Raw genomic sequence first — 24,376 nt, forward strand, 5'->3', positions numbered from 1 at the left:
AAGAGGTCAAAAAGACCGCAAATTTCCTAGTAGAAAGGGTTCAAAATTATCTTATAATAACGATAATTCAGAATGTTTACAAATTCGAAAAAACGTTTACAGATAGCCTTAAAAGCCCTATAATATAGGTGAAAAAAAGATAAGGAAAAAGGTAGGAAGAATAATGGCTGGTATGATTTACGACCTCATTGCTGACGTTTGGATTGCAATTGCAGGAATTGATTCACGTTGGGAAAGTTTAGCATAACATGGCACAGAGGGCTGGAGCAACTGCTTCAGCTTTTTTCAAACACTGATGAGTAATAGTTATAGGCTTTTAATAAAAATTTTCTCAAATATTCAGAAAATTATGTTACAATATTTAAAAGACTATCTTAATATGAGGAAAAAACATGACACTAGTATATCAATCAACGCGCGATACCAATAACAAAGTAACTGCTAGCCAGGCCATTTTGCAAGGTTTGGCAACAGATGGTGGACTCTTCACGCCAATCAGTCTTCCAGAAGTTAACCTTGATTTCAACCAATTAAAAGATGCTTCATACCAAGAAGTAGCTAAAATCGTTTTGTCAGCTTTTTTGGATGACTTTACTGAGGAAGAGTTAGATTACTGTATCACTAACGCCTACGACAGTAAGTTTGATACACCAGCTATCGCATCATTGGTGGATTTGACTGGTCAATACAATTTGGAGCTTTTTCACGGGTCAACCATCGCTTTCAAAGATATGGCTCTATCAATCTTGCCATACTTGATGACAACCTCAGCTAAAAAACAAGGCGTTGACAATAAAATTGTTATCTTGACAGCAACCTCTGGAGATACAGGTAAAGCGGCTATGGCAGGTTTTGCTGACGTGCCAGGAACAGAAATTATCGTTTTCTATCCCAAAGATGGTGTCAGCAAGATTCAAGAGCTTCAAATGACCACACAAACAGGTGCTAACACACATGTTATCGCCATTGACGGTAATTTCGACGATGCTCAAACTAATGTTAAGGCGATGTTTAATGATGAGGCGCTTCGCGTCAAATTGCTAGCGCAAAAAACACAATTCTCATCGGCCAACTCAATGAATATCGGTCGCTTGGTCCCACAAGTTGTTTACTATGTTTACGCCTATGCACAATTGATCAAATCAGGAGCTATCCAAAATGGCGATCAAGTCAACTTTACAGTTCCAACAGGAAACTTCGGTAACATCCTTGCTGCCTACTATGCTAGCCAAATCGGTGTTCCAGTTGGCAAACTTATCTGTGCTTCAAATGAAAACAATGTCTTGACAGACTTCTTTAACACAGGTGTCTACGATAAAAAACGTGAGTTCAAAGTCACAACAAGCCCATCAATGGACATCTTGGTATCTTCAAACTTAGAACGTCTCATTTTCCATTTGCTTGGAAATGATGCTGAGGCTACTAAATCATTGATGGAAGCTTTGGTAGAAACTGGTGAATACAAACTCCAAGCTGTTCGCCCAGAAATTCTTGAACTTTTCGACGCAGGCTATGCGACAGAAGAAGAAACAGCTGCAGAAATTAACCGTGTTTACAAGGCTGACAACTACATCGAAGATCCACACACTGCAGTTGCGTCAGCAGTTTACACTGCTTACAAAGCTAAAACCGGTGACCAACGTCCTACAGTTATCGCCTCTACAGCTAGCCCATATAAATTCCCTCGCGTAGCGGTCGAAGCAGTTACAGGTAAGGATAGCGGAGATGACTTCAAAGCGGTTCAAGAACTCCATGACTTGTCAGGTGTTGCTATTCCAAAAGCAGTTGATGGACTTGAAACAGCGGAAGTACGACATAAAACCGTTGTTGCAGTAGCTCAAATGCAAGACGCTGTTGAAAAATATTTAGGTGTCTAATAAATGAGACTCCAATAAATAGAATGAAGCTGAGCAAATTTGCCCAGCTTTCTTCTATTTAAGATAGGAAAGAGTAGATGAATCAGAAAAAGAAAATCATGAACCTAGCTCTGCCTGCAATGGCAGAGAACGTCCTTCAGATGCTGATGGGGATGGTTGATAACTATCTTGTTGCCCAGCTTGGTCTTGCAGCCGTCTCGGGCGTATCTGTAGCAAATAATATCATCGCCATTTACCAAGCCCTCTTTATTGCTCTTGGAGCAGCTACTTCAAGCTTATTGGCTAAAAAAAGTGGTGCGGGACAGTTAGCGGAAGCCAATCAGCTACGGTCGCAGTCAGTATTTATTACCCTTTTGGTGGGGCTAGTATTAGGCTTGTATTCAATTCTTCTTGGTCCTTGGACATTAGGAATTTTAGGGACGGCAAGTAATGTTACCGCCATGGGTGGCTTATATTTGTCTTTGATTGGTGGGACAATTGTTATATTAGGGTTACAAACAACCTTTGGAGCCATTCTTCGTGTCGAAGGAAAGCCGAGGCTACCTATGTATGTTAGCTTGCTGACAAATATTATCAATGTAATCTTGTCTGCCATCGCTATTTATGTCTTCCATTTAGGAATCGTTGGCGTCTCACTTGGAACCATTCTATCAAGGGTAATCGGAATAATCATCCTAGCCACCTACCTTCCAATAAAAAATATTTTAGGAGGTATCCGATTGAAGATTGATAGAAATTTTCTATCAATTGCCCTTCCAGCAGCTGGCGAACGCCTGATGATGCGTGCAGGAGATGTCGCCATTGTGGCTATAATTGTTGCTTTTGGAACAAAAGTTGTTGCAGGGAATGCCATCGGTGAAGTCATAACGCAGTTCAATTATATGCCGGGAATGGGAGTGGCGACAGCAACTGTCATATTAACAGGGCATTTAGTAGGTCAAGGTAATCTTCTGGAGACTAAAAAGTTGATTCAACAATCCTATTGGATAGCGTTTAGCTTAATGGCAGCCGTAGGACTGATAGTTTTTGCGCTGGGCTACCCTCTGACACATCTGTTTACAACTGATAAAACAGCAGTGGCATCTAGTATGATAGTTATCATCATGTCGGGCTTGGGAGCTCCAACTGCAGCAGGAACCATGGTTTACACAGCACTTTGGCAAGGTCTGGGACAAGCCAAACTACCATTTTATGCGACTACCATCGGCATGTGGGTGCTTCGCATTGGCTTGGGGGTTGTTTTAGGCATAGTGTCCCACCTAGGTCTATTGGGCGTTTGGTTAGCGACCATTATTGACAATAGCTTCCGCTGGATTTTCTTAAAATGGTGTTATCATCAATATATGAAAGAAATGTAAGCAGTTACTGAATTGCTTACATTATTTTTTTACAAAAAAAAGACGCCAAAATGCTTGCAAGGGGCCACCAAATTTGATATTATATACTGGTGCTGTAAATGAACAGCTTTAGCTATGATACAAGAGGTTGCGACACGCTAGGTTGCATTGCCACGCAAAGGCACGTCGGTTTTCTTGAGGAGCTAGCCTATTATCGTAAATAGACGAGAGGAGAAAAGATGGCAAACAAAAAAATCCGTATCCGTTTGAAAGCATACGAACACCGTACACTTGATACAGCGGCTGAAAAAATCGTTGAAACTGCAACACGTACAGGTGCAACAGTTGCTGGACCAGTTCCACTTCCAACTGAACGTAGCCTTTACACAATTATTCGTGCGACTCACAAATATAAAGATTCTCGCGAACAATTCGAAATGCGTACACACAAACGCTTGATCGACATCATCAACCCAACACAAAAAACTGTTGATGCTTTGATGAAACTTGATCTTCCAAGTGGTGTCAACGTAGAAATCAAACTGTAATTTTGATTTCTGAGCACAAAAAACGCTCGTAAAAAACTTTTTTGAGCATGAAAAACGCTCATTAAAAACTTTTTGAAATTAAAATAAGTAAAGGAAATATTTTCTCATGACAAAAGGAATCTTAGGGAAAAAAGTGGGAATGACTCAAGTCTTCACTGAAGCTGGTGAATTTATCCCTGTTACTGTCATCGAAGCAACTCCAAACGTTGTGCTTCAAGTTAAAACTGTTGAAACAGATGGTTACGAAGCGGTTCAAGTTGGTTTTGACGACAAACGCGAAGTATTGAGCAACAAACCTGCCAAAGGCCATGTAGCGAAAGCTAACACTGCTCCTAAGCGCTTCATCCGTGAATTCAAAAACATCGAAGGCGTTGAAGTTGGAGCAGAACTTACTGTTGAACAATTTGAAGCTGGAGATGTTGTTGATGTAACTGGTACATCTAAAGGTAAAGGTTTCCAAGGTGTTATCAAACGCCATGGTCAATCACGTGGTCCTATGGCTCACGGTTCTCGTTACCACCGTCGTCCAGGTTCGATGGGACCTGTTGCTCCTAACCGTGTTTTCAAAAACAAACACTTGGCAGGACGTATGGGTGGAAACCGTGTAACAATTCAAAACCTTGAAATTGTACAAGTTATCCCAGAGAAAAACGTTGTCCTTATCAAAGGTAACGTACCAGGTGCTAAGAAATCTCTTATCACTATCAAATCAGCAGTTAAAGCTGCTAAATAATAAGAAAGGAGAAAACAGTTAAAATGGCAAACGTAAAACTATTTGACCAAACTGGTAAAGAAGTTAGCTCAGTTGAATTGAACGACGCTATCTTCGGTATCGAACCAAACGAATCAGTTGTTTTTGATGTTGTAATCAGCCAACGCGCTAGCCTTCGCCAAGGTACTCATGCGGTTAAAAACCGTTCAGCAGTATCAGGTGGTGGACGTAAACCATGGCGTCAAAAAGGAACTGGACGTGCTCGTCAAGGTTCTATCCGCTCACCACAATGGCGTGGTGGTGGTGTTGTCTTCGGACCAACTCCACGTTCATACGGCTACAAACTTCCACAAAAAGTTCGTCGCCTTGCGTTGAAATCAGTTCTTTCAGCTAAAGTTGCTGAAGAAAAATTTGTAGCTGTAGAAAGCCTTTCATTTGCAGCTCCAAAAACTGCTGAATTTGCATCAGTTCTTTCAGCATTGAGCATTGAGTCAAAAGTACTTGTAATTCTTGAAGAAGGAAACGAATTCGCTGCACTTTCAGCTCGTAACCTTCCAAACGTTACAGTTGCTACTGCAACTACTGCAAGTGTTCTTGACATCGTTAACGCAGACAAACTTCTTGTTACTAAAGAAGCAATCTCTACAATCGAGGGGGTTCTTGCATAATGAATTTGTACGACGTAATCAAAAAACCTGTAATTACTGAGAAATCAATGATTGCTCTTGAATCAGGTAAATACACTTTTGAAGTTGACACTCGTGCACACAAATTGTTGATCAAACAAGCTGTTGAAGCAGCATTTGACGGCGTTAAAGTTGCAAGTGTTAACACTGTTAACGTTAAACCAAAAGCTAAACGCGTTGGTCGTTATACAGGTTTCTCAAGCAAAACTAAAAAAGCTATTATTACTCTTACAGCTGATTCTAAAGCAATCGAGTTGTTTGCCACTGAAGCTGAATAATCTAAGGAGGAAATAACGTGGGTATTAAAGTTTATAAACCAACGACAAATGGCCGTCGTAACATGACTTCTTTGGATTTTGCTGAAATCACAACAAACACTCCTGAGAAATCATTGCTTGTTTCACTTAAAAGCAAAGCAGGTCGCAACAACAACGGTCGTATCACTGTTCGTCACCAAGGTGGCGGTCACAAACGTCACTACCGTGTAATTGACTTCAAACGTAACAAAGATAACGTTGAAGCAGTTGTTAAAACAATCGAATACGATCCAAACCGTACTGCTAACATCGCCCTTGTACACTATACTGACGGTGTTAAAGCTTACATCATCGCACCAAAAGGTCTTGAAGTAGGTCAACGCATTGTTTCAGGCCCAGATGCAGATATCAAAGTTGGTAACGCACTTCCATTGGCAAACATTCCAGTGGGTACAGTTATCCACAACATCGAATTGCAACCTGGTAAAGGTGCTGAGTTGATCCGTGCTGCGGGTGCTTCTGCTCAAGTACTTGGTCAAGAAGGTAAATACGTTCTTGTTCGTCTTCAATCAGGCGAAGTTCGTATGATTCTTGGTACTTGCCGTGCTACAATCGGTACAGTTGGTAACGAACAACAATCATTAATTAACCTTGGTAAAGCCGGACGTAATCGTTGGAAAGGTGTTCGCCCAACAGTTCGTGGTTCTGTAATGAACCCTAACGATCACCCACACGGTGGTGGTGAAGGTAAAGCACCAGTTGGACGTAAAGCGCCATCTACTCCTTGGGGTAAACCTGCGCTTGGTCTTAAAACTCGTAACAAAAAAGCTAAATCAGACAAACTTATTGTTCGTCGTCGTAACGATAAATAATCGTTTAGTAGCTTAAAACATTCCGCCAACTCGGTAGTGCGCTAAAAGCGCACAAGCTGTTGTGGTACTAATTTAAAGGAGAAAACTACAAAATGGGACGTAGTCTTAAAAAAGGACCTTTCGTCGATGAGCATTTGATGAAAAAAGTTGAAGCTCAAGCAAATGACGAAAAGAAAAAAGTAATCAAAACTTGGTCACGTCGTTCAACGATTTTCCCAAGTTTCATCGGATACACAATCGCAGTTTATGATGGACGTAAACACGTACCAGTTTACATCCAAGAAGACATGGTAGGTCACAAACTTGGTGAATTTGCACCAACTCGTACTTACAAAGGTCACGCAGCTGACGATAAGAAAACACGTCGTTAATAGGGGGAGAACACAATGGCAGAAATTACTTCAGCTAAAGCAATGGCTCGTACAGTGCGTGTTTCACCTCGTAAAACACGTCTAGTACTTGATCTTATCCGTGGTAAGAACGTTGCTGACGCAATCGCAATCTTGAAATTTACTCCAAACAAAGCAGCTCGTGTTATTGAGAAAACTCTTAACTCAGCTATTGCTAACGCAGAAAACAACTTTGGTTTGGAAAAAGCTAACTTGGTAGTATCTGAAACATTCGCAAACGAAGGACCAACAATGAAACGTTTCCGTCCACGTGCGAAAGGTTCAGCTTCACCAATCAACAAACGTACAACTCACGTAACTGTAGTTGTATCAGAAAAATAAGGAGGTAAAATCGTGGGTCAAAAAGTACATCCAATTGGTATGCGTGTCGGTATTATTCGTGACTGGGATGCAAAATGGTATGCTGAAAAAGAATACGCGGATTACCTTCATGAAGATCTTGCAATCCGTAAATTCATCAATAAAGAATTGGCTGACGCTTCAGTTTCAACAATTGAAATCGAACGTGCAGTAAATAAAGTTATCGTTTCACTTCATACTGCTAAACCAGGTATGGTTATCGGTAAAGGTGGATCAAACGTTGACGCTCTTCGCGCTCAACTTAACAAATTGACTGGTAAGCAAGTACACATCAACATCATTGAAATCAAACAACCTGATTTGGATGCACATCTTGTTGGTGAAAACATTGCTCGTCAATTGGAACAACGTGTTGCTTTCCGTCGCGCTCAAAAACAAGCTATCCAACGTACAATGCGTGCAGGTGCTAAAGGAATTAAAACTCAAGTATCTGGTCGTTTGAACGGTGCAGATATTGCTCGTAGCGAAGGCTATTCTGAAGGGACAGTTCCGCTTCACACACTCCGCGCAGATATTGACTACGCTTGGGAAGAAGCTGACACAACTTACGGTAAACTTGGTGTTAAAGTTTGGATTTACCGTGGTGAAGTTCTTCCAGCTCGCAAAAACACTAAAGGAGGCAAATAACAAATGTTAGTACCTAAACGTGTTAAACACCGTCGCGAATTCCGTGGAAAAATGCGCGGTGAAGCTAAAGGTGGTAAAGAAGTCGCATTCGGTGAATACGGTCTTCAAGCTACAACTAGCCACTGGATCACAAACCGCCAAATCGAAGCTGCCCGTATCGCTATGACGCGTTACATGAAACGTGGTGGTAAAGTTTGGATCAAAATCTTCCCACACAAATCATACACTGCTAAAGCTATCGGTGTACGTATGGGTTCTGGTAAAGGGGCACCTGAAGGTTGGGTAGCACCAGTTAAACGTGGTAAAGTGATGTTCGAAATCGCTGGTGTATCTGAAGAAGTTGCACGTGAAGCGCTTCGTCTTGCTAGCCACAAATTGCCAGTTAAGACTAAATTCGTAAAACGTGAAGCAGAATAAGGAGAAAACATGAAACTTCAAGAAATTAAAGATTTTGTTAAAGAGCTTCGTGGTCTTTCTCAGGAAGAACTTGCTAAGAAAGAAAGCGAACTTAAAAAAGAACTTTTTGATCTTCGTTTCCAAGCTGCGGCAGGTCAACTTGAAAAAACTGCTCGCCTTGACGAAGTGAAAAAACAAATTGCACGTGTTAAAACTGTGCAATCTGAAATGAAATAATAGATTGGGAAAGGAGAAATTCTAATAATGGAACGTAATCAACGTAAAACCCTTGTTGGACGTGTTGTATCTGACAAAATGGATAAAACAATCACTGTTGTAGTTGAAACAAAACGTAACCACCCAGTCTATGGTAAGCGTATCAACTATTCAAAAAAATACAAAGCACATGATGAAAACAACGTCGCTAAAGCAGGCGATATCGTGCGTATCATGGAAACTCGTCCACTTTCAGCTACAAAACGCTTCCGTCTTGTAGAAGTTGTGGAAGAAGCTGTTATTATCTAATCAAACTAAAAGGAGAAAATTGAAATGATTCAACAAGAAACTCGCTTGAAAGTTGCTGATAATAGCGGTGCTCGTGAGATCTTGACTATCAAAGTTCTTGGTGGTTCAGGACGTAAATTCGCTAACATCGGTGACGTAATCGTTGCTTCTGTAAAACAAGCTACTCCTGGTGGAGCAGTTAAAAAAGGTGACGTGGTTAAAGCTGTTATCGTTCGTACAAAAACTGGTGCGCGCCGTCCAGACGGTTCATACATTAAATTTGACGACAATGCTGCTGTAATCATCCGTGACGATAAAACACCTCGCGGAACACGTATCTTCGGTCCTGTTGCACGTGAATTGCGTGAAGGCGGCTACATGAAGATCGTTTCACTTGCACCAGAAGTACTCTAATATTACAATAACAAACTAGTCCCCTAGGTTTTCCTAGGGTGCCCATTTGGGCGTAAGAAATAATAGGAGAAAAACTCAAATGTTTGTAAAAAAAGGCGACAAAGTTCGCGTTATTGCTGGTAAGGACAAAGGCACTGAAGCTGTAGTTCTTAAAGCTCTTCCAAAAGTAAACAAAGTTGTTGTTGAAGGCGTAGCCATCATCAAAAAACATCAAAAACCAAACAACGAAAACCCTCAAGGTGCTATCGTTGAAAAAGAAGCTGCTATCCACGTGTCAAATGTACAAGTTCTTGACAAAAATGGTGTAGCAGGTCGTGTTGGTTACAAAGTTGTTGACGGCAAAAAAGTTCGTTACAACAAAAAATCAGGCGAAGTGCTTGATTAATCACGAAGGAAAGGAGAAAGTAAATAATGGCTAATCGTCTTAAAGAAAAATACACTACTGAAGTAGTTCCTGCCTTGACAGAAAAATTCAACTACTCATCAGTTATGGCTGTGCCAAAAGTTGAGAAAATCGTTCTTAACATGGGTGTTGGTGATGCTGTATCAAACGCTAAAAACCTTGAAAAAGCTGCTGCTGAGTTGGCACTTATCTCAGGTCAAAAACCACTTATTACTAAAGCTAAGAAATCAATCGCTGGCTTCCGTCTTCGTGAAGGTGTAGCGATCGGGGCAAAAGTTACCCTTCGTGGTGAACGTATGTACGAATTCTTGGATAAATTGGTTACAGTTTCACTTCCACGTGTACGTGACTTCCACGGTGTTCCAACAAAATCATTTGATGGACGCGGAAACTACACACTCGGTGTGAAAGAACAACTTATCTTCCCAGAAATCAACTTCGACGATGTTGATAAAGTACGTGGTCTTGATATTGTTATCGTTACTACTGCTAATACTGACGAAGAATCACGTGAATTGCTTAAAGGTCTTGGAATGCCTTTTGCAAAATAATCTAGGAGGTAAATAAATTGGCTAAAAAATCTATGATTGCTAAGAACAAACGCCCAGCGAAGTTCTCTACGCAAGCTTACACTCGTTGCGAAAAATGTGGACGTCCACATTCAGTTTACCGCAAATTCAAACTTTGCCGTGTTTGCTTCCGTGAATTGGCTTACAAAGGTCAAATTCCTGGTGTTACTAAAGCTTCTTGGTAATCCAAGAATCATTAACTAGCAAGTGAACAATTCAAACTACTAGTAAGAGGAGAAATTAAAAATGGTTATGACTGACCCAATTGCAGACTTTTTGACACGTATTCGTAACGCTAACCAAGCGAAACACGAAGTGCTTGAAGTACCTGCGTCAAACATCAAAAAAGGGATTGCTGAAATCCTTAAACGCGAAGGTTTTGTAAAAAACGTTGAAGTTATCGAAGATGACAAACAAGGTATCATCCGCGTATTCTTGAAATACGGACAAAACGGTGAACGTGTTATCACTAACTTAAAACGTGTTTCAAAACCAGGTCTTCGTGTTTACACTAAACGTGAAGATATGCCTAAAGTTCTTAACGGACTTGGAATTGCAATCGTTTCAACTTCAGAAGGTCTTTTGACTGATAAAGAAGCCCGCCAAAAAAATGTTGGTGGTGAAGTGATCGCTTACGTTTGGTAAAATTTATTAGAAGTTGTGGGGTTGTCCACAATTATTCTAGTAAGCTCACCGAACACCCCGTGAAAACTCGTCGCTTTATGCGGCCTGACAATTTAACAGGAGAAAATAAAAACTATGTCACGTATTGGTAATAAAGTTATTACTTTGCCTGCTGGTGTTGAAATCACTAACAACGACCATGTTGTTACTGTAAAAGGACCTAAAGGCGAACTCACTCGTGAGTTTAACAAAAATATTGAAATCAAAGTTGAAGGAACTGAAGTTACTCTTCACCGTCCAAACGACTCAAAAGAAATGAAAACAATCCATGGTACAACTCGTGCTAACTTGAACAACATGGTTGTTGGTGTTTCTGAAGGTTTCAAAAAAGAACTTGAAATGCGCGGGGTTGGTTACCGTGCACAACTTCAAGGTTCAAAACTTGTACTTTCTGTAGGTAAATCTCACCAAGACGAAGTTGAAGCTCCAGAAGGAATTACTTTTGAAGTTCCAACTCCAACTACAATCAACGTTCTTGGTCCAAACAAAGAAGTTGTTGGTCAAACAGCTGCTTACATCCGTAGCCTTCGTTCACCAGAACCTTACAAAGGTAAAGGTATTCGCTATGTTGGTGAATTTGTACGTCGTAAAGAAGGTAAAACAGGTAAATAATAGATTAAGGGAGTTTCTTGCAGTTATTCTGCAAGACTACTTATCTATCAATCATTTTGCCTTCATGGCAAAACATTATAATTAAGAGGTGAAAATTGTGATTTCGAAACCAGATAAAAATAAAATCCGCCAAAAACGCCACCGTCGCGTTCGCGGTAAACTCTCTGGAACTGCTGATCGCCCACGTTTGAACGTATTCCGTTCTAATACAGGCATCTACGCTCAAGTAATTGATGACGTAGCGGGTGTAACGCTCGCAAGTGCATCAACTCTTGATAAAGAAGTTTCTAACGGAACTAAAACAGAACAAGCCGTTGTTGTCGGTAAACTTGTTGCTGAACGCGCAGTAGCTAAAGGTATTTCTGAAGTGGTCTTTGACCGCGGTGGATATCTCTATCACGGACGTGTGAAAGCTTTGGCTGACTCAGCTCGTGAAAACGGATTGAAATTCTAATAGGGGGATACTAAATAATGGCATTTAAAGATAATGCAGTAGAACTTGAAGAACGCGTTGTTGCGATTAACCGCGTTACAAAAGTTGTTAAAGGTGGACGTCGTCTTCGCTTTGCTGCTCTTGTAGTTGTTGGTGACCGTAACGGACGTGTTGGTTTCGGTACAGGTAAAGCTCAAGAAGTACCAGAAGCTATTCGTAAAGCTGTTGACGCTGCTAAGAAAAACATGGTTGAAGTTCCTATGGTTGGTACAACAATTCCTCACGAAGTTCGTTCAGAATTTGGTGGAGCTAAAGTATTGTTGAAACCTGCTGTTGAAGGGGCTGGAGTTGCTGCTGGTGGTGCTGTTCGTGCCGTCATCGAATTGGCTGGTGTTTCAGATGTTACATCTAAATCACTTGGTTCAAACACTCCAATCAACATCGTACGCGCAACTGTTGAAGGTTTGAAACAATTGAAACGTGCTGAAGACGTTGCTGCTCTTCGTGGTGTTTCAGTTTCTGACTTGGCATAAGAAAGGGGATTACAATGGCTCAAATTAAAATTACTTTGACTAAGTCTCCAATCGGTCGCATTCCTGCACAACGTAAAACAGTTGTTGCCCTTGGACTTGGCAAATTGAACTCTTCAGTTGTTAAAGAAGACAACGCTGCTGTTCGTGGTATGATCAACGCAGTATCTCATTTGGTAACTGTCGAAGAAGCTTAATTTAAAATGATCGCACTGATGCTTATTGGTGCGATTTATCAGAATCGTATAGGCGAGTCTTTGCGGGGAGTACCTTTCCCCTCGTAAGGGCGCTAGCATTTTACAAATAAGGAGAAAATTAATAATGAAACTTCATGAATTGAAACCTGCAGAAGGTTCACGTAAAGTTCGCAACCGTGTAGGTCGTGGTACTTCATCAGGTAATGGTAAAACATCTGGTCGCGGACAAAAAGGTCAAAAAGCTCGTAGCGGTGGCGGAGTACGTCTTGGTTTTGAAGGTGGACAAACTCCATTGTTCCGTCGTATGCCAAAACGTGGATTCTCTAACATCAACGCTAAAGAATACGCATTGGTTAACCTTGATCAATTGAACGTTTTTGAAGACGGTACAGAAGTAACACCAGTTGTTCTTAAAGAAGCTGGAATCGTTCGTGCTGAAAAATCAGGCGTTAAAATTCTTGGTAACGGCGAATTGACTAAGAAATTGACTGTTAAAGCAGCTAAATTCTCAAAATCTGCTGAAGCAGCAATTACTGCAAAAGGTGGTTCAATCGAAGTCATCTAATTAATGAGAGGTGACTCATTATGTTTTTAAGACTACTTAGAGATGCTTTGAAGGTTAAGAATGTAAGAAATAAAATTTTCTTTACCATTTTTATTCTCCTAGTATTTCGTATCGGAACACACATTACGGTGCCTGGTATCAATGCAAAGAGTCTCGAACAATTGGGTGATTTGCCATTTCTTAATATGTTGAACTTGGTTAGTGGTAATGCTATGAGAAACTTTTCAGTTTTCTCTATGGGTGTCAGCCCTTATATTACAGCTTCAATCGTTGTTCAGCTATTACAAATGGACATTTTACCTAAATTTGTCGAATGGGGAAAACAAGGTGAAGTAGGACGTCGTAAGTTGAATCAAGCGACGCGCTATATTTCACTGGTACTGGCCTTTATTCAATCAATTGGTATCACAGCTGGTTTCAATACCTTATCATCTGTTGCCCTAGTAGCGACTCCAAATGTTCAAACTTATGTTTTGATTGGTTTCTTACTAACAACTGGTAGTGTCATTGTAACTTGGTTAGGTGAGCAAATTACTGATAAAGGATTTGGTAATGGTGTATCAATGATTATCTTTGCTGGTATCATTTCATCCATCCCAGATACTATTTCAACTATTTATCAAGACTTCTTTGTCAATATCCGTGAAAATCAGATGGTTTCATCAATGATTTATGTAGCCATCTTAATTGTCGCAGTACTTGCGATTGTCTTTTTCACAACATTTGTTCAACAAGCGGAATATAAAATTCCAATTCAATATACAAAACTAACTCAGGGAGCTCCAACAAGTTCTTACTTGCCATTGAAAGTTAATCCAGCTGGCGTTATTCCCGTTATCTTTGCAAGCTCGATTACAACAATTCCAAGTACGATAATTCCTTTCTTCCAAAATGGAAAAGATGTTCCTTGGTTGACAACTCTTCAAAGCGTCTTAAACTATCAATCACCAATTGGTATGGTTGTTTACGCCGTTTTGATTATCCTCTTCTCATTCTTCTATACATTTGTTCAGGTAAATCCTGAAAAGACAGCTGAAAATCTTCAGAAGAACTCGTCCTATATTCCAAGTGTTCGACCTGGACGTGAAACAGAAGAGTATATGTCATCATTGCTTAAAAAGTTAGCCTCTGTCGGGTCAGTATTTCTAGCATTTATTTCTTTGACTCCAATTGTTGCTCAACAAGCCATGAACCTGTCATCTAGTATTGCACTAGGGGGAACAAGTTTGCTCATCTTAATTTCAACAGGAATTGAAGGGATGAAACAACTTGAAGGTTACTTATTGAAACGTAAGTATGTTGGCTTTATGAACACAGCAGAATAGAATATAGGTTGACTTGGTCAACCTTCTATTTTGTTTTTTAATAAGTTTAGCACCTCAGGGTGTTGAATTTATTTAAAAACAAAATGAGGAGACTATCATGAATTTATTAATCATGGGCTTGCCAGGTGCTGGTAAAGGTACTCAGGCTGCCAAGATCGTTGAAGAATTTGGTGTCGTACATATTTCAACAGGAGATATGTTCCGCGCAGCGATGGCTAACAAAACTGAAATGGGTGTTTTGGCTAAAAGCTTTATCGATAAGGGTGAATTGGTACCAGATGAAGTAACAAACGGTATTGTAAAAGAACGCCTTGCTCAAGCAGATATTGCTGAAAAAGGCTTTTTGCTTGATGGCTACCCACGTACAATTGAGCAAGCTCATGCATTGGATGAAACACTTGCTAACTTAGGAATTAAACTTGATGGTGTTATTAACATCTCAGTTGATCCTTCTAGCTTGGTTGAGCGTTTAAGTGGGCGCATTATTAATCGTAAAACTGGTGAAACCTACCATAAAGTGTTTAATCCACCAGCTGACTATAATGAAGAAGACTATTACCAACGTGAAGATGACAAACCTAAAACAGTGAAACGTCGTTTAGATATTAATATTGCTCAAGGTGAACCAATCCTTGAACACTATCGAAAAGCAGGTTTGGTATCAGATATTGAAGGTAATCAAGCTATCGACGCAGTATTTGCTGAAGTTGAGAAAGTGATTTCATCATTAAAATAATTAGTGATTTCTACTTGCATAAGTAAATGGCTCATGCTATACTAGAGTAGTCTGACTTATAATTGTTACCTCTTTAAAAGAGGGTATCGAATCGAAATTTAGGGGGTACTTTTGCGTGGCAAAAGAAGATGTGATTGAAATTGAAGGTAAAGTTGTTGAAACGATGCCTAACGCAATGTTTACTGTTGAGTTGGAAAATGGACACCAAATTTTAGCAACTGTATCAGGAAAAATCCGTAAAAACTACATCCGTATTTTGGTAGGTGATCGTGTTACTGTTGAAATGAGTCCATATGATTTGACACGTGGACGCATCACATACCGCTTTAAATAATCGAAATAATTGGAGGGATTAGAACATGAAGGTAAGACCATCGGTTAAACCAATTTGCGAATACTGTAAAGTAATTCGTCGTAACGGTCGTGTTATGGTAATTTGTCCATCAAATCCAAAACACAAACAACGTCAAGGATAATATAGAAAGGAGAAAAAATGGCTCGTATTGCTGGAGTTGATATTCCAAATGATAAACGTGTAGTAATTTCATTAACTTACGTATACGGAATCGGTCTTGCAACATCTAAGAAAATCTTGGCAGCAGCTGGTATCTCAGAAGATATCCGTGTTAAAGATTTGACTTCAGATCAAGAAGATGCAATCCGTCGCGAAGTTGACTCAATCAAAGTTGAGGGTGACCTTCGTCGTGAAGTTAACTTGAACATCAAACGCTTGATGGAAATCGGTTCATACCGTGGAATCCGTCACCGTCGTGGACTTCCAGTCCGTGGACAAAACACTAAAAATAACGCTCGCACTCGTAAAGGTAAAGCTGTTGCGATTGCTGGTAAGAAAAAATAAAATAGGAGGTAAAACAATTGGCTAAACCAACACGTAAACGTCGTGTGAAAAAGAACATCGAATCTGGTGTTGCGCATATTCACGCTACATTCAATAACACTATTGTTATGATTACAGATGTGCATGGTAACGCTCTTGCATGGTCATCAGCTGGTGCTCTTGGATTTAAAGGTTCTCGTAAATCTACTCCATTCGCTGCGCAAATGGCTGCTGAAGCTGCTGCTAAATCTGCACAAGAACACGGTCTTAAAACTGTTGAAGTTACTGTAAAAGGTCCTGGTTCAGGTCGTGAATCTGCTATTCGTGCCCTTGCTGCAGCTGGTCTTGAAGTAACTGCAATTCGTGATGTGACTCCTGTGCCACATAATGGTGCTCGTCCTCCAAAACGTCGTCGTGTATAATCATAACTTTAGTAGTACACAACTTTTCGTTTAAGAGGGAGTAACTAAATGATTGAGTTTGAAAAACCAACAATAACAAAAATTGATGAAAATAAAGATTACGGCAGATTTGTCATCGAGCCACTAGAACGTGGATACGGTACAACTCTAGGTAATTCTCTTCGTCGAGTACTCCTGTCTTCACTTCCAGGTGCAGCAGTAACATCAATTAAAATTGATGGCGTACTACACGAATTTGATACTATCCCAGGTGTACGTGAAGATGTGATGCAAATCATCCTTAATGTAAAAGGACTTGCTGTTAAATCTTACGTCGAAGACGAAAAGATTATCGAACTTGATGTTGAAGGACCTGCAGAAGTTACTGCTGGGGACATTTTAACTGATAGTGATATCGAAATTGTAAACCCTGATCATTATCTCTTTACTTTGGCTGAAGGACACAGTGTTAAAGCAACTATGACTGTTGCTAAGAACCGCGGTTACGTTCCTGCTGAAGGTAATAAAAAAGATGATGCTCCAGTTGGTACATTGGCTGTAGATTCTATCTACACACCAGTAAAAAAAGTTAATTATCAAGTTGAACCTGCTCGAGTAGGTAGTAATGACGGCTTTGATAAATTAACAATTGAAATCATGACAAATGGCACAATCATTCCTGAAGATGCTCTTGGTCTATCTGCACGAGTTTTAATCGAACACTTGAACTTGTTTACTGATTTAACAGAAGTAGCTAAAGCTACAGATGTTATGAAAGAAACAGAAAAAGTAAACGATGAAAAAGTGCTTGACCGTACTATCGAAGAACTTGATTTGTCAGTGCGCTCATATAACTGTTTGAAACGTGCGGGTATCAATACCGTATTTGATCTTACAGAAAAAACTGAGCCTGAAATGATGAAAGTTCGTAACCTTGGGCGTAAGAGTCTAGAAGAAGTTAAGATTAAACTTGCTGACCTTGGTCTCGGACTAAAAAACGATAAATAATATAGGAGGACACAATGGCTTACCGTAAACTAGGACGCACTAGCTCACAACGTAAGGCAATGCTTCGTGATTTGACTACAGATCTTCTTATCAACGAATCAATTGTAACAACTGAAGCACGTGCTAAAGAAATCCGTAAAACAGTTGAAAAAATGATTACACTTGGTAAACGTGGAGATTTGCATGCACGTCGTCAAGCAGCTGCTTACGTACGTAATGAAATTGCATCAGAAAACTATGATGAAGCTACTGATAAATATACATCAACTACAGCTCTTCAAAAACTTTTTGATGAAATCGCACCACGTTACGCTGAACGTAACGGTGGATACACTCGTATCCTTAAAACTGAACCACGCCGTGGTGATGCTGCCCCAATGGCTATCATCGAATTAGTTTAATTTTTATCAATTTTGTTGAGTGTTATGATGATGGAACTTTGAATAGTTCTTAGTCTAGCTCTGGTCTACCGCTGGGAAATCTCCCAGCGGGAACACTCATCATAATATTGGAAGTAACGCTTGTTTACGAAGTATTTTTATTTTTAGAAGTACTTCGTAAGCAGGCGTTTTGTTTTGGCTCATTGTCAACTGTAGTGGGACTTATCACTAACATCTAGAGAGAATCAGATTGGTTCTCTCTATTTTGATGTTCAAAGCGATGAGAATTTTTGTTTTAAAGTTTTTGAAGTTTCGAAAGCCGAAAGCTTGACGCTTAATGTCCTTGATGAGTTTGTTAGTGGCTTCTAGCTTAGCGTTAGAATAAGGGAGCTCCAGGGCGTTTGCGATGTAGGATTTGTATTTCTTGAAGGTCTTAAAGACAGCGGTAAATATAGGATTGACAAAGGGAAGGTTGTCGTCAATCAGTGCCATAAAATGGTCGGTATTCTTCTCTTGAAAATGGAATAATAAGAGTTGATACAAGTCATAATAATAGCGGAGTTCGTCCGATAAATCTAGAATTTTCTTAACAATTTCTTTCGGAGTCAAGGTTTGCCTAAAGGTTCGTGAATAAAAGCGTTTGTCAGAGAGTTTACGGCTGTCTTTTTGCAGGATTTTCCAGTGATTTGGCTGCTTTACAATGTTTTCAGAGCAACTAACTAGGGGAGCCTGAATACTTTTAATTTTCAATATACCTCGTTATGGGCGCTTACGAATTTTTATGGCGTGAAAATAATGGTTTTGATTGAGGCACTGATTTAAGTTTATTATAGATGTTTTTTCAACATAAAGAGTTTCCAGATAAAAGTAGATAGCTTAACTTCTAAATCATAAAGAAGTTAAGCTATCTACTTTTATTTTTTGGATGAAAAGATTCTCTTTACTTTGAAGATTAGATATCGGTTAAAATATTTGAAACCAATATACCTTATGCAACTTAAAAGTATAGCCGTATAAGCTCGTGATATTTGACCTAGCGTTCTTTAAAATCATCAAACAGTGTTTTTATTTTTCGCAAAAAATTAGCTTTGCCACGGAAAGATTCTCCGCAAATAACCTTTTTTAGAAGCTGTTTATCATTGAGGGACAGTTGCTGATGAACTTGCGTAATAACATCGCGATAAGCAACGTACTCATCTAGTAGTAAGCCACTATCCTTAACGCAGTGGCTGATTTCACTAATTTCTTCGTAAGCCATTTTGTCAAATTGACGTTTTTGACTTTCTTGTTTTCTTAATGTATCCTTAAGGTGATTAGAAAATTTTGTTTTGAAGTAGCAAAATAGACGCTCTTCATCATGTTTGAGCTCAGGATGCTTATCCAGTAATTTAAACAGGACAATACGACCTTCTTGGATCCAGTCATCGTGATCCCACAAATGAATAAAGAAATATCGTTTAAATTTTAGGACAATAGGTTTTACTTTTTTAAAGATAGATTCAAAATCTTTCATGATTTCCTCCAAATTATTTTTTATGACACTATTATAATTTTGTATTGCAAAAATGAACATGACAAAAGTGTCCTATATATTTTGGTGATTTTTTACGAATAATAGGAGTCTATCTGTTAAATTGATCGAAGTTGCGTAATTTGTAATCGTAACTTAGTCAGCTTCCTATGAAGCGAAGCGTTCGTTCGAGATCAAATAGTTCTAGAGTCTAAAGAAGTAAGTTCTAGGTGTCCGATTTGCAGTTAGATTCTCTACTTGTCGCTTTGAAAAACTTAGTTTGTTTTGATGTGGAGAAGCTAGCAGGTGGCATTGGTTGATATTTCCATTACAAGTTTACCGCAGTTACTGACCGAGATTGAGTATCTAAACAAAATCATTTATATTCTGTAGCGTGGGTTCGATCCCCATCACTCGCCTTTTTATTTTGGGGTATAGCCAAGCGGTAAGGCAAGGGACTTTGACTCCCTCATGCGTTGGTTCGAATCTAGCTACCCCAGTTTACTTTATGCCGGCGTGGCGGAATTGGCAGACGCGCTGGACTCAAAATCCAGTGTCCGCAAGGACGTGCCGGTTCGACCCCGGCCGCCGGTATAGTAGAAAAGACAAGGTTTCAAGGCCTTGTCTTTTTGTTTTGAGGTTATAAATTTTGAAGTTGAGTTACTAAAAATTACTTAATGTTTTGTAGTATAATAGGTTATATAAGCAAGAGGAGGAACCATTATATGAAGACACTTTATCATTATACAACAGTTGAAACATTGCTTCTGATATTAAATTATAAAACATTGAGATTCAAAAGTTTACTTTATGTTGACGACCCATTAGAACCTTCAACTTCAGACTTTGGTAATCTAGGTGGATTTAAGTATGTGTCTTGTTGGACTGATACTCCTAATAGTATTCCACAATGGACAATGTATTCTGATAATATGACAGGAGTGTGTATAGGAATTAGTTTTGACAAAGAAACTGATGTCTTTTTAACGGAAAAATTTTCTTTATCTGAATCTTCTGAACCAATTGATATGGTAAATGCATTACATCCTATAAAATCAGGTTTATTAGTTACAAATAATAAATATGTGCCATCTTTGGAAGAAATACGGTATACTGATGATGTTTCATTGATTACTCCTCGAGTAGTTTCTTCAGATGATAAATTCACAACTATTAATTTAGCTTCAAATGGTATCTATAAGACAACTGAGTGGAGTTTTCAAAATGAGCAAAGATTTTCTTTTCAGATTTTTCCATTACCAATAGATTTAGTTTTGGAATCAATGAATACAAATAAAGGAGATTTGACTGAAATAATTGATAGTTTTTTTTCTGTTAAACCTAAAGAATACTTTGATTTAGATTTAAATCCGACTATATTCAATAATATGACAATTACTTTTGGTAAAAGATGTTCTGCTGAAGATAAGTTGAAAGTATCAAAATTTTTAGAGGATAATAAATTCCATATTCCTTTATATGATAGTTCTGTAAATATAAAGCCTTAAATTAGGTCATCTAATTTATCAGCTAAATCTTTTTGCTTGCTTGGATACAAGTGAGAATAGGTATCAATTGTAGTTGTTATAGAAGCGTGTCCTAGCCTTTCTTTCACAACTAAATAATCTTCCCCCTGATTTATCAATAGAGAAGCGTGTGAGTGCCTAAAATCGTGTATGCGTATTTTTTTAAGAGTCGCATCACGTTCAAGAATTTTTTTGTACTGCTTTTCTATTGAATTTTTTGTAATCGTAATGGGACTACTTTGAAACACTTGTAGGCTCATGCTATCACTTGTAAATTGCTCTAATAGATGTTTTTGTTGCTGTTGCCAATATTGCAGTTCTTGACTTAATTTTTTATTGATGATAATTCTTCTAGTTCCTGCTTTAGTTTTAGTTGCACTGATATGGTTTATACCTTTATTAACGTATACAGACTTTGTGATATGAATTGTATTGCTCGAAAAGTCGATGTCTTGCCATGTTAGTGCGAGTGCTTTTCCAAGTCTTAGACCTGTAAAGAATAGAACTGTAAAGAGTAGTTTGATATTATATTCATCTTTCTCAAATAGAGAAAGGAAATGCTTAAATTCTTTCACTGTCCAGAAATTCATTTTACTTTTTTCTATTGGTAGTTTTTTAAGTAGTCTAACGGGATTATCGCTATAATACCCTTTTCTTAATCCTACATCTAATATTTTTTTCAATAAGACCATTATTTTATTGATCGTGTTCGGACTCAAATACTTATCAGAGTTTTTGGCATTCTTTTCTCTTAAATTTTCTCGAAATTGATAGATATCTTCATAAGTGAGTTTTGAAACATCATAAACTTTTGAGAAGTAATCATTATCAACTAATGGTTCAGGATTGTCAACGGATACTTAGAAGCTCGTTCTAAGCGTTTATCATATATTCTAAGTCTTTCATCATCATTAGGTTTTCTTAAATACAAGGTTTGTCCCGTTTTCTCATCTCCGTACGTAATATAGTAGTTACTTTTACCATATAGGAAACGGTTTTTTCTACAAATTTTAGAAAGTTGATTTGGAGTGAAGTAAGGAACTTCATTAAAATCGTCTATTGCGATATCAATTCTTCTTACGGAAAATGACTTATAATTGGAATATAGATTATCCAAGAAGTGACGTTCAGAAAGTCCCTTTGGGGTTAAAACCATATCTCGATAGAATTCTAATGCTTGTCCTGACATGACAAGCATGAAAGAATTTTCTTCATTACCATAGTAGATACGGATATTACCATAGTTTATTTGAGAGTCATATTCATAGTATTTAAGACTGCCTTTATCTATAATAAATAGCTCTGTATCAAGAAGTAAGATATCTTCAAAGATTCGTTAATCGAAAAATTCAAGCTTGAAAAGAATGATATAGATATTCTGAATAAAATCTTTCAAGAAGTTATAGCTAACTATGAATATGTAGAAAATAGTTTATAATGTAATAAAAAATAGCCTTATCTTTTTGATAAGGCTATTTTTCTTTTACTCAACTTAATAGTTCACTAGAATTTAGTATCACTTATAAGAGTATTTTAAAGTTGTATAGTACTCCAATTCATCATTGATTCTCATCACATAAAAAATGACAATCTGAAGTAACTCTAAATAATTTTGTAAATGTTCTCCTTCTTTTTTATATCCAAATTTACCATGAGAAAATTTATTTCTTATCTTTAATCCGTTACCATATTTTTATCATCTAAAATATAAGATAAATTTTTGATATACTATATTTAATTATAATACAAAAAATTTTGGAGATAAGGAGATAAAAAAGTGGATAAACAAACCATTTTTTACTGCTATAGAATGACTCATGATTATGGTATCAATCCTTGTGTTTTTACAGAAAATTATGATACAACTCCCCATCTTCTTACCGAAGGAGGGTGTATGCTTCAGTTAAGAAGGAATATCAAAAAGAATTGGGCTGATAAAATAAACTCGAAGTCTGTAGATGCTTACATAATGGCTGTAGCAGGGCATTCAAACGATGGGAACCAATGGAGAGATGAGCAAGGAATGTTTATCACTCCAAAATATAATCATCTAATTTTTGTTGCTAAAATTAGTGAAATTTTAACAATGAAAGAATATTTACTATCTCCAAAATCTAATAATAGAAGAGATGCTTATACTTATCAATGGCTGATTGAAAAGAATGGATTAAACCAATCAAGTTTTATGAATGAAGTAGTGATTCTTGCAGACCGTTTTAATTATTTTGGTAAGTCTCCACTTAAAATTCCTAAAGAAATATTAGATTTTTTTCCGATGGGAGAACGAGCGAGAATAAATGGGAAACCATTCCCAAGATGGAATGCCAAAAATGGATTTTATAACTCGGAAGAGAGATTTACTGATGTATTAGAATTAATGGAATTTGCTGAGACTATACTTGGTTCACAAAACAAAGTAATGGATTTGCCTTATCACCCATTCTTTATACGAGGAAAAGAATTTTGAAAATAATTTTATCAAGAAAAGGATTTGATTCATCTAATGGTGGTATCCCTAGTCCTATACTACCTGATGGAACCCTACTTTCATTACCAATACCTGCTAAATTTGACACCATATCTTTTGACGATTTAAACTATAATGGGGTATTATATTCAGATATATTAAAACAATTAAAAGGGAAGGAAGATAAAACAAACCATTTTAATTGTCATCTTGACCCGGACATAAGAGAAAATGTTAGGAATAATTCTGTTTCTAATTGGAGACCAGCATTTGGCCAAATTAAAAGTTCTCAGGGGATATTAAGAAATCATAATGTTTCTATCGGTGACCTTTTTCTATTTTTTGGATGGTTTAGACAAACTGAAGGGGATATTTACAATGGAACATTGTGTTTTAAGAAAGATGCACCTGATTTAAATATCATTTATGGTTATTTGCAAATTGGTGACATGACGAATGATAAAGAATGTTTGCAGAATATGTATCCATTTCATCCTCATTCCTTAGAACATATGAGTGGTTTGAAATCTAATATGCTATATATACCAAGTGAAAACTTATCGTTTTTACCTCAAAAAAAAGGTTATGGTACTTTTAATTTTCATGATAGGAGAGTATTAACAATGAGTGGTAAATCAAGAAGCATCTGGAAAGAAATACCGGCACTTATGCCTGAGAATATAAATGGTAATCATAAAAATTCTGCTAAAGATTGTGGTTTAAAATATTCTGGTATATGGCAAGAAAAAGTTTTGTTAGAAAATGAATTATCTTCTACTTGGGCAAAAGAGTTGTTTTTGTTTTAATAATTTAAAAAGTTGATTTTTTATATAGGAGAAGACACAATTTTACATTAACTGTGGAAAAGGTATGAAGTGTTACCAAAAAGTTACTAAAATTTGAAAAATTGCTCTATTTTGTGAAAACTAAAGACTTTAAAGCCTTATTAAATCAAGGTTTAGATATTCAAAAAATGTAAACATGGAACTCAAAATCCAGTGTCCTCACGGACGTGCCGGTTCGACCCCGGCCGCCGGTATAGCATTGAGTAAATGCCATTCTAGCAAAAAAGTAGTTGACAAGTAGTTGATTATTTGCTAGAATATAGAGGTTGTCTCTTGAGAGGCAAAGACCTTTGAAAACTGAACAAGACGAACCAAAAGTGCAGGGGTGAGGTAGTAAAACTACTTCG

The 24,376-nt window shown here is 37.9% G+C and carries 35 protein-coding genes, 2 tRNA genes and 3 pseudogenes; 36 read left to right on the top strand and 4 right to left on the bottom strand.

From position 1 onward, the window contains the following. Positions 1–392 precede the first annotated feature (392 nt). From thrC to rplQ, 31 genes are all read left to right on the top strand, one after another. Entirely contained in the window at positions 393–1,877 is a 1,485-nt protein-coding gene (gene thrC, locus IYQ92_RS07580) for a threonine synthase (protein WP_195676103.1), read from the top strand. 77 nt (positions 1,878–1,954) lie between these two features. Then, positions 1,955–3,235, top strand: coding sequence for an MATE family efflux transporter (locus IYQ92_RS07585; RefSeq protein WP_195676104.1), 1,281 nt, complete (start codon positions 1,955–1,957; stop codon positions 3,233–3,235). Positions 3,236–3,453: 218 nt separating this feature from the next. Further along, complete coding sequence (gene rpsJ, locus IYQ92_RS07590; RefSeq protein ID WP_002885653.1) at positions 3,454–3,762, top strand: 30S ribosomal protein S10; 309 nt, start codon at positions 3,454–3,456, stop codon at positions 3,760–3,762. A gap of 106 nt (positions 3,763–3,868) precedes the next feature. Next, positions 3,869–4,495, top strand: a complete 627-nt coding sequence (gene rplC / locus IYQ92_RS07595) for a 50S ribosomal protein L3 (protein WP_195676105.1) — start codon at positions 3,869–3,871, stop codon at positions 4,493–4,495. A gap of 23 nt (positions 4,496–4,518) precedes the next feature. Continuing rightward, positions 4,519–5,142 carry a 50S ribosomal protein L4 gene (gene rplD / locus IYQ92_RS07600; RefSeq protein ID WP_195676106.1) on the top strand — a complete coding sequence of 208 codons (624 nt, stop codon included), beginning with the start codon at positions 4,519–4,521 and terminating at the stop codon, positions 5,140–5,142. Then, positions 5,142–5,438 (top strand): 50S ribosomal protein L23, encoded by a 297-nt coding sequence (locus IYQ92_RS07605; RefSeq protein ID WP_195676107.1) that lies wholly within the window; start codon positions 5,142–5,144, stop codon positions 5,436–5,438. Before rplD ends, IYQ92_RS07605 begins: the two co-directional genes overlap by 1 nt. A 17-nt stretch (positions 5,439–5,455) precedes the next feature. Then, on the top strand, positions 5,456–6,289 hold the full coding sequence (gene rplB / locus IYQ92_RS07610; protein WP_195676108.1) for a 50S ribosomal protein L2: 834 nt from the start codon (positions 5,456–5,458) through the stop codon (positions 6,287–6,289). A gap of 92 nt (positions 6,290–6,381) precedes the next feature. After that, on the top strand, positions 6,382–6,660 hold the full coding sequence (gene rpsS, locus IYQ92_RS07615) for a 30S ribosomal protein S19 (RefSeq protein WP_000533765.1): 279 nt from the start codon (positions 6,382–6,384) through the stop codon (positions 6,658–6,660). A gap of 15 nt (positions 6,661–6,675) precedes the next feature. Further along, positions 6,676–7,020, top strand: a complete 345-nt coding sequence (gene rplV / locus IYQ92_RS07620) for a 50S ribosomal protein L22 (RefSeq protein WP_000818141.1) — start codon at positions 6,676–6,678, stop codon at positions 7,018–7,020. Positions 7,021–7,032: 12 nt separating this feature from the next. Then, a complete protein-coding gene (gene rpsC / locus IYQ92_RS07625; protein ID WP_195676109.1) occupies positions 7,033–7,686 on the top strand; it encodes a 30S ribosomal protein S3 in 654 nt (217 codons plus the stop codon). A gap of 3 nt (positions 7,687–7,689) precedes the next feature. Beyond that, the gene (rplP, locus tag IYQ92_RS07630) at positions 7,690–8,103 is read left to right on the top strand and encodes a 50S ribosomal protein L16 (protein WP_003062852.1); all 414 of its coding nucleotides are present in this window, start codon (positions 7,690–7,692) and stop codon (positions 8,101–8,103) included. A gap of 9 nt (positions 8,104–8,112) precedes the next feature. After that, positions 8,113–8,319: a 50S ribosomal protein L29 gene (gene rpmC / locus IYQ92_RS07635; protein WP_195676110.1), complete on the top strand. Its 207-nt coding sequence runs from the start codon at positions 8,113–8,115 to the stop codon at positions 8,317–8,319. A 27-nt stretch (positions 8,320–8,346) separates the two neighbouring features. Next, complete coding sequence (rpsQ, locus tag IYQ92_RS07640) at positions 8,347–8,607, top strand: 30S ribosomal protein S17 (RefSeq protein WP_195676111.1); 261 nt, start codon at positions 8,347–8,349, stop codon at positions 8,605–8,607. Positions 8,608–8,631: 24 nt separating this feature from the next. Continuing rightward, positions 8,632–9,000, top strand: coding sequence for a 50S ribosomal protein L14 (gene rplN, locus IYQ92_RS07645; RefSeq protein WP_000615920.1), 369 nt, complete (start codon positions 8,632–8,634; stop codon positions 8,998–9,000). Positions 9,001–9,079: 79 nt separating this feature from the next. Next, the gene (gene rplX / locus IYQ92_RS07650) at positions 9,080–9,385 is read left to right on the top strand and encodes a 50S ribosomal protein L24 (protein ID WP_195676112.1); all 306 of its coding nucleotides are present in this window, start codon (positions 9,080–9,082) and stop codon (positions 9,383–9,385) included. 26 nt (positions 9,386–9,411) lie between these two features. Continuing rightward, positions 9,412–9,954, top strand: a complete 543-nt coding sequence (gene rplE / locus IYQ92_RS07655) for a 50S ribosomal protein L5 (protein WP_195676113.1) — start codon at positions 9,412–9,414, stop codon at positions 9,952–9,954. Positions 9,955–9,971: 17 nt separating this feature from the next. Beyond that, positions 9,972–10,157: a type Z 30S ribosomal protein S14 gene (locus IYQ92_RS07660; RefSeq protein ID WP_001085697.1), complete on the top strand. Its 186-nt coding sequence runs from the start codon at positions 9,972–9,974 to the stop codon at positions 10,155–10,157. 61 nt (positions 10,158–10,218) lie between these two features. Then, the gene (gene rpsH / locus IYQ92_RS07665; RefSeq protein WP_195676114.1) at positions 10,219–10,617 is read left to right on the top strand and encodes a 30S ribosomal protein S8; all 399 of its coding nucleotides are present in this window, start codon (positions 10,219–10,221) and stop codon (positions 10,615–10,617) included. Between the two features lie 114 nt (positions 10,618–10,731). Further along, the gene (gene rplF, locus IYQ92_RS07670; protein WP_195676115.1) at positions 10,732–11,268 is read left to right on the top strand and encodes a 50S ribosomal protein L6; all 537 of its coding nucleotides are present in this window, start codon (positions 10,732–10,734) and stop codon (positions 11,266–11,268) included. A gap of 97 nt (positions 11,269–11,365) precedes the next feature. After that, positions 11,366–11,722, top strand: a complete 357-nt coding sequence (gene rplR, locus IYQ92_RS07675) for a 50S ribosomal protein L18 (RefSeq protein WP_079866051.1) — start codon at positions 11,366–11,368, stop codon at positions 11,720–11,722. 17 nt (positions 11,723–11,739) lie between these two features. Then, the gene (gene rpsE, locus IYQ92_RS07680) at positions 11,740–12,234 is read left to right on the top strand and encodes a 30S ribosomal protein S5 (RefSeq protein WP_195676116.1); all 495 of its coding nucleotides are present in this window, start codon (positions 11,740–11,742) and stop codon (positions 12,232–12,234) included. A gap of 14 nt (positions 12,235–12,248) precedes the next feature. Beyond that, positions 12,249–12,428 (top strand): 50S ribosomal protein L30, encoded by a 180-nt coding sequence (gene rpmD / locus IYQ92_RS07685; protein ID WP_195676117.1) that lies wholly within the window; start codon positions 12,249–12,251, stop codon positions 12,426–12,428. Positions 12,429–12,552: 124 nt separating this feature from the next. Beyond that, positions 12,553–12,993 (top strand): 50S ribosomal protein L15, encoded by a 441-nt coding sequence (rplO, locus tag IYQ92_RS07690; RefSeq protein WP_195676118.1) that lies wholly within the window; start codon positions 12,553–12,555, stop codon positions 12,991–12,993. 20 nt (positions 12,994–13,013) lie between these two features. After that, a complete protein-coding gene (secY, locus tag IYQ92_RS07695; protein WP_195676119.1) occupies positions 13,014–14,318 on the top strand; it encodes a preprotein translocase subunit SecY in 1,305 nt (434 codons plus the stop codon). 97 nt (positions 14,319–14,415) lie between these two features. Further along, complete coding sequence (locus IYQ92_RS07700) at positions 14,416–15,054, top strand: adenylate kinase (protein WP_195676120.1); 639 nt, start codon at positions 14,416–14,418, stop codon at positions 15,052–15,054. A gap of 115 nt (positions 15,055–15,169) precedes the next feature. Beyond that, the gene (gene infA, locus IYQ92_RS07705) at positions 15,170–15,388 is read left to right on the top strand and encodes a translation initiation factor IF-1 (RefSeq protein WP_001040189.1); all 219 of its coding nucleotides are present in this window, start codon (positions 15,170–15,172) and stop codon (positions 15,386–15,388) included. A gap of 25 nt (positions 15,389–15,413) precedes the next feature. After that, positions 15,414–15,530: a 50S ribosomal protein L36 gene (rpmJ, locus tag IYQ92_RS07710; protein WP_002959355.1), complete on the top strand. Its 117-nt coding sequence runs from the start codon at positions 15,414–15,416 to the stop codon at positions 15,528–15,530. Positions 15,531–15,547: 17 nt separating this feature from the next. Next, positions 15,548–15,913 carry a 30S ribosomal protein S13 gene (gene rpsM, locus IYQ92_RS07715; RefSeq protein WP_027972207.1) on the top strand — a complete coding sequence of 122 codons (366 nt, stop codon included), beginning with the start codon at positions 15,548–15,550 and terminating at the stop codon, positions 15,911–15,913. Positions 15,914–15,930: 17 nt separating this feature from the next. Beyond that, on the top strand, positions 15,931–16,314 hold the full coding sequence (gene rpsK, locus IYQ92_RS07720; protein WP_001118387.1) for a 30S ribosomal protein S11: 384 nt from the start codon (positions 15,931–15,933) through the stop codon (positions 16,312–16,314). Between the two features lie 48 nt (positions 16,315–16,362). Further along, positions 16,363–17,301 (top strand): DNA-directed RNA polymerase subunit alpha, encoded by a 939-nt coding sequence (locus tag IYQ92_RS07725; RefSeq protein ID WP_195676121.1) that lies wholly within the window; start codon positions 16,363–16,365, stop codon positions 17,299–17,301. Between the two features lie 14 nt (positions 17,302–17,315). Next, the gene (gene rplQ / locus IYQ92_RS07730; protein WP_195676122.1) at positions 17,316–17,702 is read left to right on the top strand and encodes a 50S ribosomal protein L17; all 387 of its coding nucleotides are present in this window, start codon (positions 17,316–17,318) and stop codon (positions 17,700–17,702) included. A gap of 207 nt (positions 17,703–17,909) precedes the next feature. Here the strand turns inward: rplQ and IYQ92_RS07735 are convergent. Next, a pseudogene (locus tag IYQ92_RS07735) lies at positions 17,910–18,365 on the bottom strand (transposase); the annotation flags it as partial. A 349-nt stretch (positions 18,366–18,714) separates the two neighbouring features. Further along, entirely contained in the window at positions 18,715–19,194 is a 480-nt protein-coding gene (locus tag IYQ92_RS07740) for a sigma-70 family RNA polymerase sigma factor (protein ID WP_195676123.1), read from the bottom strand. Between the two features lie 425 nt (positions 19,195–19,619). Here IYQ92_RS07740 and IYQ92_RS07745 point away from each other — a divergent pair. The 3 genes from IYQ92_RS07745 (at position 19,620) to IYQ92_RS07755 (ending at position 20,699) form a co-directional block, all read left to right on the top strand. Continuing rightward, positions 19,620–19,691 (top strand) — tRNA-Gln (locus IYQ92_RS07745). A 10-nt stretch (positions 19,692–19,701) separates the two neighbouring features. Further along, a tRNA-Leu gene (locus tag IYQ92_RS07750) sits at positions 19,702–19,785 on the top strand. Positions 19,786–19,916: 131 nt separating this feature from the next. After that, on the top strand, positions 19,917–20,699 hold the full coding sequence (locus IYQ92_RS07755; protein ID WP_195676124.1) for a DUF2971 domain-containing protein: 783 nt from the start codon (positions 19,917–19,919) through the stop codon (positions 20,697–20,699). On the opposite strand, the pseudogene IYQ92_RS07760 reads toward IYQ92_RS07755, so the two are convergent. Both IYQ92_RS07760 and IYQ92_RS10640 read right to left on the bottom strand, forming a co-directional pair. Beyond that, positions 20,696–21,538: pseudogene (locus tag IYQ92_RS07760) on the bottom strand (tyrosine-type recombinase/integrase); the annotation flags it as partial. The gene IYQ92_RS07755 and the pseudogene IYQ92_RS07760 overlap by 4 nt on opposite strands. Before the next feature lie 38 nt (positions 21,539–21,576). Beyond that, positions 21,577–22,050, bottom strand: a pseudogene (locus IYQ92_RS10640) (replication initiation factor domain-containing protein); the annotation flags it as partial. 477 nt (positions 22,051–22,527) lie between these two features. Here IYQ92_RS10640 and IYQ92_RS07770 point away from each other — a divergent pair. Together IYQ92_RS07770 and IYQ92_RS07775 are read left to right on the top strand one after the other, a co-directional pair. Beyond that, positions 22,528–23,184 carry a hypothetical protein gene (locus IYQ92_RS07770; RefSeq protein ID WP_195676128.1) on the top strand — a complete coding sequence of 219 codons (657 nt, stop codon included), beginning with the start codon at positions 22,528–22,530 and terminating at the stop codon, positions 23,182–23,184. After that, a complete protein-coding gene (locus IYQ92_RS07775) occupies positions 23,181–23,990 on the top strand; it encodes a hypothetical protein (RefSeq protein ID WP_195676126.1) in 810 nt (269 codons plus the stop codon). The genes IYQ92_RS07770 and IYQ92_RS07775 overlap by 4 nt, the downstream gene beginning before the upstream one ends. Positions 23,991–24,376: the final 386 nt, after the last annotated feature.

The organism is Streptococcus sp. HF-1907 (genome assembly GCF_015594605.1).
Taxonomy (GTDB): domain Bacteria; phylum Bacillota; class Bacilli; order Lactobacillales; family Streptococcaceae; genus Streptococcus.

What these genes read in the sequence shown, in the direction of transcription:
- IYQ92_RS07585 (WP_195676104.1), top strand. Translation starts at nt 1,955, where the DNA reads ATGAATCAGAAAAAGAAAATCATGAACCTAGCTCTGCCTGCAATGGCA.
- rplF (WP_195676115.1), top strand. Translation starts at nt 10,732, where the DNA reads ATGTCACGTATTGGTAATAAAGTTATTACTTTGCCTGCTGGTGTTGAA.
- rpsM (WP_027972207.1), top strand. Translation starts at nt 15,548, where the DNA reads ATGGCTCGTATTGCTGGAGTTGATATTCCAAATGATAAACGTGTAGTA.
- secY (WP_195676119.1), top strand. Translation starts at nt 13,014, where the DNA reads ATGTTTTTAAGACTACTTAGAGATGCTTTGAAGGTTAAGAATGTAAGA.
- rpsS (WP_000533765.1), top strand. Translation starts at nt 6,382, where the DNA reads ATGGGACGTAGTCTTAAAAAAGGACCTTTCGTCGATGAGCATTTGATG.
- IYQ92_RS07740 (WP_195676123.1), bottom strand. Translation starts at nt 19,194, where the DNA reads ATGAAAGATTTTGAATCTATCTTTAAAAAAGTAAAACCTATTGTCCTA.
- rpmD (WP_195676117.1), top strand. Translation starts at nt 12,249, where the DNA reads ATGGCTCAAATTAAAATTACTTTGACTAAGTCTCCAATCGGTCGCATT.
- rpmJ (WP_002959355.1), top strand. Translation starts at nt 15,414, where the DNA reads ATGAAGGTAAGACCATCGGTTAAACCAATTTGCGAATACTGTAAAGTA.
- rplC (WP_195676105.1), top strand. Translation starts at nt 3,869, where the DNA reads ATGACAAAAGGAATCTTAGGGAAAAAAGTGGGAATGACTCAAGTCTTC.
- rplQ (WP_195676122.1), top strand. Translation starts at nt 17,316, where the DNA reads ATGGCTTACCGTAAACTAGGACGCACTAGCTCACAACGTAAGGCAATG.
- rplO (WP_195676118.1), top strand. Translation starts at nt 12,553, where the DNA reads ATGAAACTTCATGAATTGAAACCTGCAGAAGGTTCACGTAAAGTTCGC.
- rpsH (WP_195676114.1), top strand. Translation starts at nt 10,219, where the DNA reads ATGGTTATGACTGACCCAATTGCAGACTTTTTGACACGTATTCGTAAC.
- rpsE (WP_195676116.1), top strand. Translation starts at nt 11,740, where the DNA reads ATGGCATTTAAAGATAATGCAGTAGAACTTGAAGAACGCGTTGTTGCG.
- IYQ92_RS07755 (WP_195676124.1), top strand. Translation starts at nt 19,917, where the DNA reads ATGAAGACACTTTATCATTATACAACAGTTGAAACATTGCTTCTGATA.
- rplD (WP_195676106.1), top strand. Translation starts at nt 4,519, where the DNA reads ATGGCAAACGTAAAACTATTTGACCAAACTGGTAAAGAAGTTAGCTCA.
- IYQ92_RS07605 (WP_195676107.1), top strand. Translation starts at nt 5,142, where the DNA reads ATGAATTTGTACGACGTAATCAAAAAACCTGTAATTACTGAGAAATCA.
- rplP (WP_003062852.1), top strand. Translation starts at nt 7,690, where the DNA reads ATGTTAGTACCTAAACGTGTTAAACACCGTCGCGAATTCCGTGGAAAA.
- rplE (WP_195676113.1), top strand. Translation starts at nt 9,412, where the DNA reads ATGGCTAATCGTCTTAAAGAAAAATACACTACTGAAGTAGTTCCTGCC.
- rpsQ (WP_195676111.1), top strand. Translation starts at nt 8,347, where the DNA reads ATGGAACGTAATCAACGTAAAACCCTTGTTGGACGTGTTGTATCTGAC.
- IYQ92_RS07770 (WP_195676128.1), top strand. Translation starts at nt 22,528, where the DNA reads ATGACTCATGATTATGGTATCAATCCTTGTGTTTTTACAGAAAATTAT.
- rplX (WP_195676112.1), top strand. Translation starts at nt 9,080, where the DNA reads ATGTTTGTAAAAAAAGGCGACAAAGTTCGCGTTATTGCTGGTAAGGAC.
- IYQ92_RS07700 (WP_195676120.1), top strand. Translation starts at nt 14,416, where the DNA reads ATGAATTTATTAATCATGGGCTTGCCAGGTGCTGGTAAAGGTACTCAG.
- rplV (WP_000818141.1), top strand. Translation starts at nt 6,676, where the DNA reads ATGGCAGAAATTACTTCAGCTAAAGCAATGGCTCGTACAGTGCGTGTT.
- IYQ92_RS07725 (WP_195676121.1), top strand. Translation starts at nt 16,363, where the DNA reads ATGATTGAGTTTGAAAAACCAACAATAACAAAAATTGATGAAAATAAA.
- thrC (WP_195676103.1), top strand. Translation starts at nt 393, where the DNA reads ATGACACTAGTATATCAATCAACGCGCGATACCAATAACAAAGTAACT.
- rpsJ (WP_002885653.1), top strand. Translation starts at nt 3,454, where the DNA reads ATGGCAAACAAAAAAATCCGTATCCGTTTGAAAGCATACGAACACCGT.
- rpmC (WP_195676110.1), top strand. Translation starts at nt 8,113, where the DNA reads ATGAAACTTCAAGAAATTAAAGATTTTGTTAAAGAGCTTCGTGGTCTT.
- rplN (WP_000615920.1), top strand. Translation starts at nt 8,632, where the DNA reads ATGATTCAACAAGAAACTCGCTTGAAAGTTGCTGATAATAGCGGTGCT.